The organism is Leptolyngbya sp. GB1-A1 (assembly GCF_039962475.1).
Classification (GTDB): Bacteria; Cyanobacteriota; Cyanobacteriia; order Elainellales; family Elainellaceae; genus Leptolyngbya_A.
In genome coordinates this window covers 174,341-189,252 of the sequence record NZ_JAMPLI010000002.1, presented here as the reverse complement: position 1 = coordinate 189,252, position 14,912 = coordinate 174,341, and the positions used below count along the sequence as shown (strand labels likewise).

Here is a 14,912-nt window from a genome sequence, read left to right as displayed (position 1 = left end):
GGGTTAAAGGCGGTTGATTAGGGTGATGGGGGTTTGTTTGATGTCGTCTTCGAGGGGGCGAATTTTGGCAACGAGCTGAATGAACTGGTCATAGTTAGGAAGTTTGCCGATCGATAAGTAGCCCGCATCAGAAACAATATCGGAAGGAGCTTCGAGCATTGCCTGCTGAATCTGCTGCTGAAGGGCAGGATCAAGGCTGGGGTTAATCAGCACGACTCCGGGAGGAATCCAGCGGCTTTTGTGCAGGACGCGGAAGGGGGTGGTGGGGAATTCTCGGTGATATTGCTCGAAGTCTTTTTCAGAGAGGGCAACGACATCAACGGATTGATCGTTGAGCCAGGTTAGGGCATCTTTGGGCGTTGGGGCAAACTTAACTCCGGCAAGGGTCAGCCCATATAGATCATACAGGGGCAGATAGTAGCCTGCGGCAGAGCCAGGTTGTCCGAGGGCAACGGTTTTTTGGGAGATGTCAGCGATCGCTTGCATCGGGCTATCTGCGCGCACAATCAAAAACGAGCGCTGCGTGTTGCTCAAGCCTTCGAGCGGAAACAGGGGTTTATACTGCTGTTCTCGAATCGCGATCGCTGCCAGACCGGGTGGGGCAAAAACCACATCCCATCGTTGACCTGTTACCTGATCGATCGCCTGGAGTTCGTTATAGGCAGGTTCAAGCTGGATAACCGCTTTGGTGCGTTCTGCCAGATATTCCTGAAACCGCTCGTACTTTGCGGTCGAAGTTGCGATTTCGCCATAGCTGACCATGCCGATCGTAATTTCTTCAGACAGCACCGACTGATTGCCGCTACAGCTTGCGACGATCAGCCCCAGCAGGAAGCACAGAACCAAACGAACCAGACGTGATCTCATACTCCAAACTCCAGATAGAGCGCAGATGAACTAGGATGAAACACCAAAATCAGAGCGAGACAGAGCCGCATCGGGCGATGAGAAATTGCTGAGCGTGGCAAATAAACCGCCTGTCCCAAAGCCTGCTGCCGATCGATTTTCGTTGTAGTAGAGATTACCGGACGAGCGAACGTAGGTGATCAGGGCGTTGCTGTTCTGTGCCCTGGTTTCGTTTTTGACGGTAGCAAAAGAAATTCTTCTGTCCAGTTGAGTAAAGGTCGTGCGATCGAGAACAATTTTATCTTTACCGCGTCTAAAATCTGTAATCACATCAACCCCCATTGTCACCGCATTAAACGGACTGTTGATATCAAATATGAATCGGTCTTTACCGCTCCCACCCGTGAGTTGATCATTGCCTCCGCCACCTGTAAGCCGATCGCGCCCTCTTTTTCCGAAGATGTAGTCATTTTCTAATCCTCCAACAAGAATGTCAGGGGCATCTGTACCCATAAGGATTTTTTCATTATCAACAACGGTCAGGGTGGTTTGGGTTGTTGCACCTAAAGTCGCTCCTCCGGTTGGGTTGGTTAGCGTGAAGAGAGCAGTTTCGTTGCCTTCCACCAGGATGTCATTAACAATGGGCACGCTGACAACTTGTTGAGTTTCTCCGTTAGCAAAATTAACCGTTAGCGGAGCTGCAAGATTATAGTCAAGCAAGTTTTGGGCAGTGCCACCAGTTGAGTTGAGCTGAACACTCACTGCGCCACTGCTGCCGCCTGTGCGAGTCAGAGTAATGCTAGCCGTTCCGTCTGCTTCATTCACTTGAATCGTATTTGAACCAAACTGAATTTGACCAGAGTTTGGAGGGGCAATGTCATTATCAACAATGGTCAATGTGGTTTGGGTTGTTGCGCCTAGAGTCGCTCCTCCGGTTGGGTTAGCGAGTGCAAAAAGAGCAGTTTCATTTCCTTCCACCAATGCATCATTAACAATGGGAACACTGATAACTCGCTGGGTTTCTCCATTAGCAAAGTTAACGGTCAGTGGAGCTGCAAGATTATAGTCAAGCGAGTTTTGGGCAGTGCCACCGGTTGAATTGAGCTGAACACTCACTGCACCACTGCTGCCACCTGTACGAGTCAGAGTAATGCTAGCTGTTCCGGCTGCTTCATTCACTTGAATCGCATTTGAACCAAACTGAATTTGACCCGGAGGAGGAGTATCCAGCACGACGTTGAACGCATAGGCTGTGTTTGCTCCAGTTTCCTGATACCACACTGAGTAAGTGCCCGGACCAAGCTGACCTGTTCCAGCAGGACCAGCCGCCACTCCTACCGATGGCTCAAGCAAGTCTTGCCCTATCTCATCGGTATCAATTAACTTGCTCACCGAAAAAGTACTCGCGTCTGTGAGTGAAGGGAACGCGCTACCCGGAGTTAGAGCAAAGTAGGAGTTGCTTGCTCCGCTATAGCTCTGTAAACCAATCGCAGTGACCGTAGAGCCAGCAGGAACCACAAACGTAAAGAAATCTCGATCGCCTGGCGGATTGCCCCCGCCTATTGTGGTTCCGGTAATCACGTTAGAGCCGGGAGACAGAGCGATATTCGTTGGTACTGCCGAATTACTAGACAAATCCCCATTAATAGCTTCGTTATAGTCTGTCATTTTCTTTCACCTGTTTAGATCATTTTGCCAATGAAGCGATGTACAGGAAATTAAGCAAGAATCTGTTAAGAGAAAATACATTAAGCGAAATAGACTGCACGAAAGAGTAAAAACGATCGGCTTAATGGGTAGATGAACAGCTAATTGACAAGCCGTAAATGACTGAAGCACAAAACAATGAACTTATATTGGTTGAATCAAGGAATGCGATCGCAAACCAGGAGGAAAAGATTTTTCAGAGACGATCGCAAACCACTAGCAAGCACATTAAGCAGTGAAACAATCTGAAGCCGAGAACACCAGAGGGAAAACGATTTCAATCAAACACACGACTGCCGAACCCATCTAAAAGCAACATCAAACTAAGCTCTCCGCCATTTGCCCATCCATTCACCACCGCGAAATCGCCAGCGCGGAAACAGCAGGCGCATCACCATCCAGGAGGTGAGATAGACCGCCAGCCAAACTGCGCCATAGTGCAGCACAAATGGTCTGAAGTGAAAAGCAGCGCGATCGAGATGGGGCAAAATATCAACTTGAAACAGAATTGCAATCAAAATTCCTTCGGCAATGCCCGCGAAAAACTGAAGCAGTCCGGGCCAGTCGTGATCCCAAAGATATTGCTGCAAAAAGTTATACAGCACGTCCCAGGCTAAGCCAATGATGCCGACGTAGAGCAGCACCCAGTAATAGATTGAGCCTGCCGGAGTGCCCGCCCAGCCTGAAGCAAAAATCCAGGTGACGAGTAAGCCGATCGTGCAAAGGAGGAAGATTCGAGTTTGCCAGCGTCCGTAAAGGGTGGGGGTCATAGGAGGAGGGAGGTAGAAGATAGCAGGGGAGTAGGGATGGGGGCAAGCTTTGCTGTTTGTTCTGGAAATTTTGGGAGAACTGGGTTGCTGAACCTGCCCGTTTAAGCCTGAGGGAGGAGGAATTTAGAGAAATTAAGGGGATTGGTTGCCGAGCCATCGGAGCCATTGCACGATCGAGTTAAGGCCTTCGATGTAGTGAACTCCGGGAGCGCGGTGGCGAGCAAGGGATTCGATCGAGCGATGAGCAGCGTACTGCAAGCCTAGAAACGTATCGACGGGGGCGTAGGGTCCACCAAGGGTAATCACGCCTGCCGCGTACATTTTGGCGCGATCGTTCCGCATTTGCTGAATCTCGAAATCGTTGGCAACGTTCAGCCGTTTTTGCGGATTGAGATCCAAGTTGTAATGGGTGATCAAATCATTCAGCAGGGGGTGTTCTTTGGGATCGGAGATCAGTCCGGTACAGTCAATCACAAAGTCTGCTTCGATTTTGTCGATGCCGTCGTAGTCGCGGCTGCGGATGTAGGTCATCACTTTGCCGTCGGGACTGCGATCGACCTTATCCACTTGACCAAACTTGATCGTGTACCAGCCTTCCTGTAAGCCTTGCTTGATCGTGCGTCGCCAGGGTCCACGACTGGCAGTGGTGGTTCCGCCCCAGGCCGTTAGCAGTTCGCGTCGACGAAGGGGGTCGGCAGCTTCCAGCATCGATCGCATATCGCCACCCCAGGTTCCTTTGGGCCAGTTAAAGGGCTGAAACTCCCAGTGGTTTTCGACTTTGCGCTTTGCCCGTCCAAATTTGTTGCCCGAACGCGGCGATCGGCTCAGATGAACCACCGCAATGCGCGGATTCACTTTACGGGCTTTGGCAATACGATCCATGATTTGCGACCCCACAATACCAAATCCGCGAATTACTAGCGTCCCGCCTTTACGTTCGAGCTGCTCAAACACATGATCGTGTGGCTCGTAGCCATGTACCACTGATTTTGTATCGCCTGTGCGTTCGCGGTATTCTTGCAGATCGTCTAGCAGTTTGATTGCCGGATAACCCGTGCAAAGATGCACATACTTTGCCAACAAAAAGCGATAGTCGGGTGCGCCGGGAGGTCGGGTAGCCGAGTAAGCGATCGCATAGCGTCCGTCTTCGGTTTTGCGAATGCTGCGAATACTGCCATAGCGCACCATCCGATCCCAGCCAATCCGCTCAGCTTCTCGATCCATTGATTTGAACACATTATCCGCGATCGGCGTATAGGTATCTGCCGCGACGGGTTCTGCAAACACCTGCCATAGATAGCCCAGTGCTGCACCTACTCGACCGGAGAAGGTATCGCGCCATGCCTCACGCAATGCGTATCCAGGGAAACCCCAGATATTATCTGGGCAAGAATCTGAACCCGATCGAATTCGCTTATAGCGGGGAATTTGGCAGTTATTCAGCAGGGTTGCGTAGCGTCCGTAGGGTTTTTTCTGAATGCTGAGAACGGCAATGCGATCGGGCTTCACGCCTGAAACTCGCAGCGTATCCACCCAAACAAACGATCCCATTCCACCACCGAGAGCTGCATAATCAATTTCCTCAACTGGATAACCCGTGGCGTGCAGCGCAGAAATCGAAACCCGATCGGCGGCAAACACGTCGGCGGGAGGAAACACATTGCGCGTCGTCACCGTAGGACGAGACGGAGCCACATTCGATTCAACGCGAGATTCAATGCGATCGGTTTCTGGATTAAAGATAATGGTCGAGAGTCGCGCTGGGGCTGGGGGAACCGGAATGGAAGCTTCCTGCGGATTAATAATAATCGTAGACTGGGGGGCAGCAAGCGGTGGATTAATGACTTGAGTCGGAGCAGCAAGGCGAGCAAACGCGATGGTGATCAGATAAGCACCAATTTGCAGCCTGTCGCCCGGATAGAGCCGGAGCCGATCACGGGAGATAGACTGTCCATTCACGCTGGAGCCGTTGGTGCTGCGATCTTCATAGATGACCTGTCCTTCGACTTCGAACAGCAAGCCGTGATACCGCGAAACTTCGTGATCTGCGTTGAGCAGCAGTAGCGGAAAAACGGGCTGGTCGTCCAGCATTGCGGGCAAAAAGGGCTGGTCTCGTCCGATCGCGATCGGCAAGCGTGCAATTTGCTGCTGAGGCTCTGAAGTAACAGGATCATTCCAGGTTAGTTGGATTTCCATTGCGGTTCACCAAAAAAGGGGGCGATGAAACGGGGACTATTCTTGTTCAAAAATGAGCGTTGCACCGAGGATGGCACGTCCGCAGACTTCGCAAGTCAGCTTTTTGTAGTCCATCGGGAAAAAGTGGGACTCTCGGACATTGCTGCATCGCAGGGCATATCGTGATTGAGGCGGACGCGAGGGAGATGCGCTGACTTGAGCAAGCTCTACTTCGATCGTTTTGACATGCAGCAGCATCTTGCCCAGCTGAATATGACTGCCCGAATGAATCGGCAACTCCTGACCAATCACAGTCTGTCCGTCTACCAAAACCGGATTGGCGGCACTGGGGGGCTGACGATCGCGTGTTAAATTTCTTACGCAAAACTGATTGGAACGAGGATCAAAAAAGATTTCTGCATGAAGTCCAGAAACTGTTCTTTCGATCGCCGTATCAGGATGTTTCAAAACAACATCACATTTTGTTTCATCCCGACCAATCCGAATTGATCCCGGCTCCTTTGTGTTTTCAGTTGGCGACAGCGTTTGAGAAAGGTTCTGGCTTAAAACGCGCCACTCTAGGGTGAGGTGAGACATAAAACTAAAACCAGTGGAGGCTAAAGAGAATGGACGAACGACGACTCGAAAAAACGCTCAGAGTTTGCTGTTTTGTACCCGCCCGCTCAATTTCCCACCGTTGGAAAAGTTAAATCTAAATTTGTAGGACAAACTTTCCTCCAAACTGGAAGCTGAGATGAGAAATGTACTTTTTGATCAAGCAAAGAACCTGATCAAATCAAAACAACAAAATCGATCGTTTTAATCTTTTTGTTTCAAGACATTTACACTGCTCGGAAAAATATCTTGCTTGGAAAACATCGGACTGGAAAATATCAGGCTGGAAAACATTGAGCTAGAATCGATCGAGTGACAAAAAACAATTCAGGCAAATGCTTTCGATACAGTGCTTCAAGCAGAATGTTCCAAGCAAAGCATTTCAAACCAGGGCAGCAAGAAGTTTGCGGACAAGCAATTACTGAACTGCCTTGTTTCGATTAGGAAAATAGACTAATAATTGATAGTAAATATACCAATTACTAGACGAATTGATCTAAACGAAAAATGAAACTTTACTCTGGACCTGCTGTTTTTGCGAGGACGATCTATAACATTTTGTAAACCTTGCAAATCATCATAATCGCAGGAGCTCGGTAAGTCATTCCCCTAAAAGGGAATCTGCTTTACAGAAAACGGTAAGGGGGCTGACGGCTTTTCGAGCGAGAGAACGGGAGTGAATGTGCTTGATATCCTAAGTAACAATCCCCCCTGCTCCAATTCCGTAAGAAAGGCGGTCGATTTTATAATTTGAACAATTTTTTAAGCGATAGATAGAGCCAGAATCCGAACTGGCACTTGGATTAAAAGAAGCAATTAAGAAAAACGATCGCCCTCAATTCCCCCTGATTTGGAAGCCGTTGTTCTGTTGCGGGCAAGCCAAACAAGTTCAGAGAAAATGTTCATGATTGCTGTTACAAAACGCAAACTTCTGGGGATGAGTTGGGAGCGATCGATGATTAACGTGCAGTAGAGACATTTACTGTCCTTCGCCCTTTGCAATATCTAGAGTGAGCAATGCCTGTACTCATTGACTGACCACTAGACTACAAAACCCGGTGGGCAATGCCTTGGGTTATACAGCAAAGCTTAAAGAAGCTGCGATCGAATTTCACCTAATGAGCGTTAGTAATTCAATTGCAAGGACTTCATGATGCTGATGACTTGCGAGGGAATCGGGCAATAAGGAATCAAGGGCTACATCAACGTTGATTCTATGACGATAAGAATTCAACGAGGATTGCTTTTGGGTTTTTCCTTGTAACTGGTTTGATCCAGCTTTTGATCGATCGAATTGATCTATATCAGAGGGTGGATCAGGGTCGGCGATCGGAATCATTGAAATTAATGCTGATGTTGCAGCATGCTGGCTTGCTTCTTTGGTTTCGGTAGTTTCAGTTGCCTGAGCGATCGTCTCTTGCTGCTGCCACTGGGCAAAAATTATGTCTCGTCCGTCTTCAGGTTGGCGATACTGATAAACTCTCAACCCTCCTCGTCGCCCATCTTGCGCCACATCGCGCCCTACACAGGTTAATTTCAATCCCAGTTTGCCTAACAGCGCCTGGATAACCTCGATCGGTTTCATTTTGTTTGAAATCGTCAGGTTGAGAATGGTTTTGATGTCGTGACGGTATTGGTTAGCGCGTTCGTAAAGCTGCTGCACATCGGTATCGGTTGCGCGAACTCGGCGATCGGAATCAAGGAAATTTAGAATGCCTAAAACTCGCAGGGTTTCAACCTGGGCTGTGAGCAGTTTTACGTCCTGGAGTGCTACCTTGCCATTGCCGTGATCGAGGTGTTCCTGCAATTCCTTCAGGTCGCGCAACTGCACAAAGCTCAAATCGTGACTCAAGTAATAATGCAGTCGAAGCTGAGCGTACCATCCCTCGTCGTCTTTAATTTTTAGCTCTGGCGTTACTGGAATGGGATAGCGTCGCTGCAATTCATGTTTAGTTTGGGCATAGCGTTCGTCGATCGTCTTCGATCGCTGGTCTTTGAGGCGATTGTATTCTGTAAAAGTCAAATCGGCTGCCCTGGAGATTGCCTGTGCTTCTCTGAGCCGGCTCTGCTGCTGAATTGCTTTGATTTGTGCAAGGATTTCTGCAATGGTCTGTTTTGCGATCGCTTCATCATTTTGTTCTTGTGGCGGCTCGCCTCCAGGCAGTTTTAGGACATTGCTTTGGAGGTCTTCCTGAATAATTTGTTCGATCGATTGGGTTTTAGATTTTTCAGTTTGTTGGGAATTAAGCTGTTTGGAATCGAGTTGCTCGATGTCAGGCTGTTCGGTGTCAAATTGCTCAGCATCAAGCGATCGAATGTCAACCGGCAGGTTCAGGGAATCATCAGTGACTGTGGTAACTTTGTGTCCTTCCATAACCAAGCCATTGTGAAACTCGTTGCGATAGCTCCACAGCGATAAGTTGACCCGCGCTGCCATTTTTGCCCAGCTTCGCAATGTAATTGGATCAGTCTGGACATCAATATCAAAATCGACTTCTTTCAGCAGTGCAATGTTGTACTTTACCGCTTTCGTCGTGGAATGAATGACATCCTGATAGCTGCAACTGCCGTTACCGACTTTTCGAGGACCAAAGCGTGCTGCCCAAACCAATCGGGGAACTGGCTCCCGCACCCGTGCTAATGCCTGCCGTGATTCTGTGTCGGATGTAACGCCCTGAAAGATGCCGAAAACGGCTTGAAAGTGCCCTTTAATATCGATCGAAATTCCCGTTCCGATCGTTGGTGTTGCCAGCACAATATCGTAGGTGGAAATCACCTGATTCAGCCGCTTCAAAATTTCATAGGCAGGATGTAAAGGGTCGGCAACGCTCTCGGAGTCAATGCGAAGAATGCGTTTGTGCGGGTAGCAGGATTGCAAATAGGTTTCGAGGTTTTTAGAACTCCATTTGCCGCTGACCTTTTGGGAATCTACTGCAATATAAACTGCGCCCTTCTGGATAAACTCGTTTACCTGAGACAGCAGCGGAGCCGGATTTTTGGTGTCGTAAAACGAGACTGCCCACCCGGTTTCTGGCTTCCAGTCATTGACAACAATCCAGGGATCGATCGGTTCATCAACCAATCCTTTCAAATAGTCGATGCTGACATCCGATAAATCGGCATCCTGAGCAATGATCAATCCTCCACTGCTTAGCACAACCTGCACCAGCTCTCGCAGCGTCTCCAGGATCTTAATTCGATGTTGATAGCAAGTGCTGGAATTGAGAACGTGCCATAACACCTGCTCCACCTCATCTAGAATGACGATCGCGCCTTTCCAATTTTGTGGGTTAAAGCGTGCCTGAGACGTTGGATGGAGTGAATCAATACAAAGTCCACATCCTGATAAATTTTGTAGATTTTGGATCTCCAATCCTTTGATTTCTTCGATCCAATCAATTCCAATATCTTTGCAAATCGCACGTCCGAGCTGAATTCGGTGGCTGATCACCAGCACTTTGCGTCTGGTGCTTGCTGCTTTTTGAATGAGCGGCTGGAGTGCAGTGGTCTTGCCTGTTCCCTTAGCACTTTTGATGCAGGCTAACCCCGAATCAGGATAGGGCAGATCGCTCACATAAGGAGTGTTCAGCGCGATCGCCGCAGGATAAGTCAGTGCCCAAAGTCTTGATGCCAGCCAGAACTGAAGCGGCAGCGCAACCTGATAGAGATCCTCAAAGGATTGCTGCCCGTGCGCGACGATAAAATCATCCACGCCTTTTTGTGAACCGGGCAGCGTGATCACCTGAACCAAGCATCCAGCAGCGTCGAGCAATGTGCCAAGCTTAGTGATTGCCAGGTTGATATTTTTAATGATCTTGGGCTTGGTTTCGTAGTCAAAGCAAATATAAATCGAGCGATCGACCGTCGCAAAATAAGCCAGTTCGGGAATAAGCTGCTGAGTTTCTTTGCGATAGCCGCTAAAAATTCCTGGCAGGGCGATCGCTGCATATCCCTGCGTCAACAGGCAACCTGCCTTCTTTTCCCCTTCGGTGACGATAACGGGAATATTCCACTTCCAGACCCAGCACCAGAATCCGCAGGGGCGATCCGCAGGGGTGATCAGAGTGTTGTAGCGTTGAGCAACCTTATCCCAGAGCGACTGCGGTACATCCAGCAGAACAAGGCGACTAGACCCAGCACCGAGCCGGGGACTGAGGTATTTTGCGGGCTTGCCTTTGGTGCGATCGAGCACAGGCGTTGCAGCATCGGGTTTGAAGCGTCCCCATGCCATGCGCTGCCAGGCGTTGAAAGGGTCAACTCCGCTCACCCACCAGCCGCGCAGATGCGATCGGGTTTTCTGTCCAAATCGGGTAATGTTCCAGTTCAGTCGCTCGGCGATCGGAAACAGGCTCTCTGCGTAGCCATTGACGGCAGTATCAATCAGCGTTTCGACATTAAGCGCAATAATGCCGGGGTCAACTCCGCTATCCAACCACTCTTGAACATGGTCTGCTGCGGTCTTGTGACTCCAACAATTTGTCTCAATCGATCGTAAATTTTGCAGGCTTTTAATGTTTGCCTGATTGCTTACCTGATCATTTAACCCGATCACAGAATCATCCTAATTGCGATCGGATCGGTTATATCAGACTCAAAAATTATAGTTCGACTTGAGATCGCCGCACTTGTAATCAACTTGATTACAAAACTATCTCCTTAAAAGGACTCAACGCCTTATTCTGTCGATCGTGCCTGCTGAGATTAGAGGGGGGGATCTAGAAAGTTGAGGGGCAGGGATCTAGAAAGTTTGGGTCAGGGATCTAGAAATCCTTGTAATCATTTTGGGGGCGGGGTTCTAGAGACTTTTGTAATCACGGGCTTGGGGGCAAGGTTCTAGACGGCTTTGTAATCATACCGGGTTGGTGCAACCTGAAACCCTTGCAGCATCAGGAAGAGCGGCTCAGGAACCGTTGTAATCAGCTTAGAGATAGAGTGGATTTTGCGGGAGATGGGAAAGGGTTCTGGGAAGTGTTGTAATCAGTTTGAGCTGGAATCGTGAAAAAGTGATGGGGATAGGCTCCTAGAAAAACTGTAATCACAAATTAGGAATCACAGATTAGGAATCACAAATGAGGGTTGGGGTTCTAGAGTTGCGTGTAATACCAATTCTCTTCTGAGGAGTGAGTTTTTCCAGTCGTTCTCGTAGCTGTTGGCGCAAGTGGTCAAGGGTAGTCGGTAAACTCCAGCGCAGTCGCCGCTTGAGATATTGCCACACTTGCTTGATGGATTTATGGACGAATTGGGCTGAGCAACTCATGCGCCTCAAGCCGCAAAAACGCCCCTTTTCCCAACGAGGGCTACGGGCAATGTCCTTGATTCAGTCTGCCTTCTAGCTTCTCCGTCACCCCAGAAGGAGACGAGTATTCAGCAGACCGAATTAACCTACAGTTGAAAGCTTTAAGTAGGGGATTGAATACCAGCAAAGTGGTTTGTTACTCCAATCAACATAAAATTTTCACATACTGACACTTAGGCAGGGAGGAAAAGTACATCTTATGAGTAATCCAGCGTCTGAGCGTCTTCAGCACAATGCGGATCGAATCATGCGATTGTGGGAAAAGCGGGCGCGTGATGAAATTAGTGCCTCCATGCATCACAACTCGCTGATCTTGCAAAATTCGCTACCGCAGTACTTAGGCTTCCTCGTCACTGAACTGTCAATCACCATTGAACGCACATCTGCCCGTATCGACGCTGATAAAGTGGAAAGCGATCGCATTGGCAGGCAGCATGGACGAGAACGCGCAGGGTATGCTGATTACTCAATGTCTCAACTGATCTTGGAGTATCACATTCTCCGCCAGGTCGTCTTTCAAGTGCTAGAGGAAGAAGCGCCCCTAACTCCACGGGAACGAGACATTATCATCAGTTCCGTTGAGCAAGCAGTCAATGATGCGGCAACGCAGTTCTCAGAAACGTTGAGCGAGATTCAAGAGTTGTTTATGGTGACACTGACCCACGACCTGAAAAATCCCCTTAATGTGATGAGAATGGGCACACAACTGGTTCTACGCCGCTTTGAACGAGGGGATACCCACTTTGATGTCACCGCTAGAATGCTCGGTGCGATCAATCGACTCGATACGATGATTCAAAATTTGCTCGATGCGAGTCGGCTACGAGCGGGGCAGAGCTTGAATCTAACGTTCGAGAATTGCGATTTAGAGCAGCTAATTCAGGAAGTTATAGAGGATTTGAACTTCGCTTACGAAGAACGCTTTGTGCTGGTTTCTGATAGCGCAGTTGAAACCCGTTGCAGTCGCAAGGACCTACGACGGGTCATTGAAAACATCGCCACGAATGCGGTGAAATATGGTGCTCCTGATGCGCCAATCACCCTCACACTGCAACACACGGCAACGACCATCCGCATCACGATCCATAACGAAGGGCAGCCAATTCCTCCAGAAGCACAGTCTATTCTCTTTCAACAATTTCGTCGGACCAAGACTGCTGGGGAGCAAAAAGGATGGGGCTTAGGCTTATTTCTGGCGAAGAACTTGATTGAAGCACATCGCGGAACCATTGAGGTTGAAAGTGGAGAGGGCAAAGGGACAAGCTTTATCATCACGTTGCCAATCGTCTCGACCGAGACAACTCAACCTCAGTCAAACCAGATCGAGAATGGTTGAAATAATTTCTTCTGGATCACAGTGCTTGGGCATGAACCGCTCCAACCCCTTCTGATAATGATTAACTGCGATCGAACGATTGCTGATGAGACTGCTGAATTTGCAGGGAAGTGACTGCCGCCAGAATCAATCCGCTGCCTAGGATTTGCAGAACGGTGAGCGTTTGACCCAGCAGGAGCCAGGCGAGAATTGCTGCTATTACGGGTTCTAGCGTTGCGGCGATCGTGCCCCGTTCCACCGAGACTTGCTGAATGCCCCAGCAAAGCAAACAAAACGGAATCAGCGTGCCACCAATGCCCGTGAACAAAATGCCGGGAAGATTGCTGGGCTGAAAGACTGCCTCTGGAATGCCCTGACTGAACTGAACGCCTAGCCAGAACAAGCTGGAGATCAAAAAGCCACGAAACATCACCCCGATCGCCCCGTAATCATGCACCATCGCTTCGCTAAACAGCGTGTATCCGGCGAAGAAAATCGCGCTGAGAACTGCCGCAATCAGCCCCAGCGTATCGAGCTTGAGTTCACCCGCACCTACACCCGACACCAGCGCAACCCCCAGCAGCGCAATCCCCGCCGCGATCAACATGGTGAGGTCGGGCAGTTTTTGCTTCCGAAGGGCACTGGTTAAAACCACGATCGCCGGAGCCGTGTACTGAATCACCAGCGCGATCGCCACCGAGAGCCGATCGATCGCCACATAATAGGTAAACGTCACCATTGCCAGTGAGATTCCTAAACCGATCGATCTCGTATCCCACTTCAGTTTTTGCCCTCTCCAGGTGAGGACTGCTAAACCAATCACCGCGATCGTTGCCCGCGCAGTCGCAAGCTGAACCGGAGTCACCCCCGATCGAAACAGATTGCTTGCCACAATTGCCGCCACTGACCAGAGAAAAGCTGCCAGTGCGATCGCCGCCAAGCCTAACCCACCCGATCGATGGGCGGTAAGAGAGTTTGACAAAATCGTTGCCTCGTATCAGTAGAAGTTACTCTTCACCATAGAAGAAATCCGAGGCGAATACCTGCCGAAACCTGAGCGACTTAACCTAAGTGAGTTTACGAAATGCCAGCGCGATAAATGTATAGTCCCGGTTGTACCAGCTTACGGGTGGCTCTTGACAGGTAGGGAAGGCAGTTTCTTGAATCAGGCTGAGTCCGTGTGCTTGGGCGAGATCGATCGCCTCCTGAATCTCCTCTTTTGAAAAAATCTGCCAGGACAGCCCGAAGGGCTTGATCGCGGAATCAATCGGAATTTTAGTTTCCCAGTAGTCTGTGGTAACAAACAAGATGCCGTTGGGTTTGAGCAGCCGATCGGCTTCTGCAAAGAAAGCGTCTAAATTTACACTATGTTCAATCACGGAAATACTGGTCAGAACATCATAGGCGGCATCTGCAAAAGGTGTGTGCATCAGATCGCCCTCAAAAAGCTGATAGCGATCGGAGACCTGTGGCTCCTTGATGTGCAGATCAATTCCGTGCAAATTTTTGAACCCCAGTGCTGCTAAAAAGTTCAATGTGCAGCAGTCACCGCAGCCCATATCGAGAATGCTGATCTGGCGATCGAAGGGTTCAATAAGCTGAGCTAGCAAACCCTGATCCCAGTTTTTTTGCGGTGTCAGGTGGGTTGGTAAGCCTCGTTGCTGAAGCTTTTCCGTTACCGCTTGCACCGTTTGCCAATCAGATAAAACTTGAATCACTGCCGGTTTCCCTCACCCTACGACTGACCCAACTGATCCTGGTAATAGGATTGCAGCATCATCTCCAGCTCATCCTCTGAACAAATCTCGACCAAATCCCCAAATACTTCCAGCAGTTTCGCTGCCGTATCGCCCAGCGTCGGACTCATGCCCCACACATCCTGCACCCACTCGTCAGGCGGATCATCAGCAAAAATCAGACGCTCAAGGAGCTGTCGGGCTTCAGATTTAGAGATCGGCATAGGATTTGTCAATAAAACTTGCTAGCAGTAGAAAAATTGGTTTGTATGGATTCTACCGACTTCTCGATCGCCTCAATTACCCCCAAAGAGAGAACTCAGAGGGATGGATTGCTAGGTCGATCGCTAGCCTGCTTTTACAGGAAGCTATGTGAGAATTTTCTAACAAATGGGCAAGTAACGGCAAAAACTAGCCGATTTTCCAGGATCAACATTTTGAGAGATCCGCTA

10 protein-coding genes are annotated in these 14,912 nt (G+C 49.3%); 1 reads left to right on the top strand and 9 read right to left on the bottom strand.

The features are described from left to right. Window positions 1-3: 3 nt before the first annotated feature. The 6 genes from NDI45_RS02835 to NDI45_RS02810 form a co-directional block, all read right to left on the bottom strand. A complete protein-coding gene (locus NDI45_RS02835; protein WP_190792918.1) occupies window positions 4-867 on the bottom strand; it encodes a PhnD/SsuA/transferrin family substrate-binding protein in 864 nt (287 codons plus the stop codon). A 30-nt stretch (window positions 868-897) separates the two neighbouring features. Further along, the gene (locus NDI45_RS02830; RefSeq protein ID WP_348246169.1) at window positions 898-2,514 is read right to left on the bottom strand and encodes a Calx-beta domain-containing protein; all 1,617 of its coding nucleotides are present in this window, start codon (window positions 2,512-2,514) and stop codon (window positions 898-900) included. 362 nt (window positions 2,515-2,876) lie between these two features. After that, window positions 2,877-3,323, bottom strand: a complete 447-nt coding sequence (locus NDI45_RS02825; RefSeq protein WP_190792920.1) for a hypothetical protein — start codon at window positions 3,321-3,323, stop codon at window positions 2,877-2,879. A 132-nt stretch (window positions 3,324-3,455) separates the two neighbouring features. Next, on the bottom strand, window positions 3,456-5,519 hold the full coding sequence (locus tag NDI45_RS02820; protein WP_348246167.1) for an FHA domain-containing protein: 2,064 nt from the start codon (window positions 5,517-5,519) through the stop codon (window positions 3,456-3,458). Window positions 5,520-5,555: 36 nt separating this feature from the next. Beyond that, window positions 5,556-6,095, bottom strand: a complete 540-nt coding sequence (locus NDI45_RS02815) for an FHA domain-containing protein (protein ID WP_190792922.1) — start codon at window positions 6,093-6,095, stop codon at window positions 5,556-5,558. Between the two features lie 1,129 nt (window positions 6,096-7,224). Further along, a complete protein-coding gene (locus NDI45_RS02810; protein ID WP_348246164.1) occupies window positions 7,225-10,665 on the bottom strand; it encodes a plasmid replication protein, CyRepA1 family in 3,441 nt (1,146 codons plus the stop codon). Window positions 10,666-11,608: 943 nt separating this feature from the next. Here NDI45_RS02810 and NDI45_RS02805 point away from each other — a divergent pair. Continuing rightward, on the top strand, window positions 11,609-12,745 hold the full coding sequence (locus tag NDI45_RS02805) for a HAMP domain-containing sensor histidine kinase (RefSeq protein ID WP_348246162.1): 1,137 nt from the start codon (window positions 11,609-11,611) through the stop codon (window positions 12,743-12,745). Window positions 12,746-12,806: 61 nt separating this feature from the next. On the opposite strand, the gene NDI45_RS02800 is transcribed toward NDI45_RS02805, so the two are convergent. The 3 genes from NDI45_RS02800 to NDI45_RS02790 form a co-directional block, all read right to left on the bottom strand. Beyond that, a complete protein-coding gene (locus NDI45_RS02800) occupies window positions 12,807-13,706 on the bottom strand; it encodes an EamA family transporter (protein WP_348246160.1) in 900 nt (299 codons plus the stop codon). Between the two features lie 85 nt (window positions 13,707-13,791). Further along, window positions 13,792-14,442: a class I SAM-dependent methyltransferase gene (locus NDI45_RS02795; RefSeq protein ID WP_348246158.1), complete on the bottom strand. Its 651-nt coding sequence runs from the start codon at window positions 14,440-14,442 to the stop codon at window positions 13,792-13,794. Window positions 14,443-14,459: 17 nt separating this feature from the next. After that, complete coding sequence (locus NDI45_RS02790) at window positions 14,460-14,684, bottom strand: hypothetical protein (protein WP_190792924.1); 225 nt, start codon at window positions 14,682-14,684, stop codon at window positions 14,460-14,462. Window positions 14,685-14,912 lie beyond the last annotated feature (228 nt).

Bases quoted from the DNA above. Each gene is read 5' to 3' on its own strand.
- NDI45_RS02835 (WP_190792918.1), bottom strand. From the start codon at position 867: ATGAGATCACGTCTGGTTCGTTTGGTTCTGTGCTTCCTGCTGGGGCTG.
- NDI45_RS02830 (WP_348246169.1), bottom strand. From the start codon at position 2,514: ATGACAGACTATAACGAAGCTATTAATGGGGATTTGTCTAGTAATTCG.
- NDI45_RS02825 (WP_190792920.1), bottom strand. From the start codon at position 3,323: ATGACCCCCACCCTTTACGGACGCTGGCAAACTCGAATCTTCCTCCTT.
- NDI45_RS02820 (WP_348246167.1), bottom strand. From the start codon at position 5,519: ATGGAAATCCAACTAACCTGGAATGATCCTGTTACTTCAGAGCCTCAG.
- NDI45_RS02815 (WP_190792922.1), bottom strand. From the start codon at position 6,095: ATGTCTCACCTCACCCTAGAGTGGCGCGTTTTAAGCCAGAACCTTTCT.
- NDI45_RS02805 (WP_348246162.1), top strand. From the start codon at position 11,609: ATGAGTAATCCAGCGTCTGAGCGTCTTCAGCACAATGCGGATCGAATC.
- NDI45_RS02790 (WP_190792924.1), bottom strand. From the start codon at position 14,684: ATGCCGATCTCTAAATCTGAAGCCCGACAGCTCCTTGAGCGTCTGATT.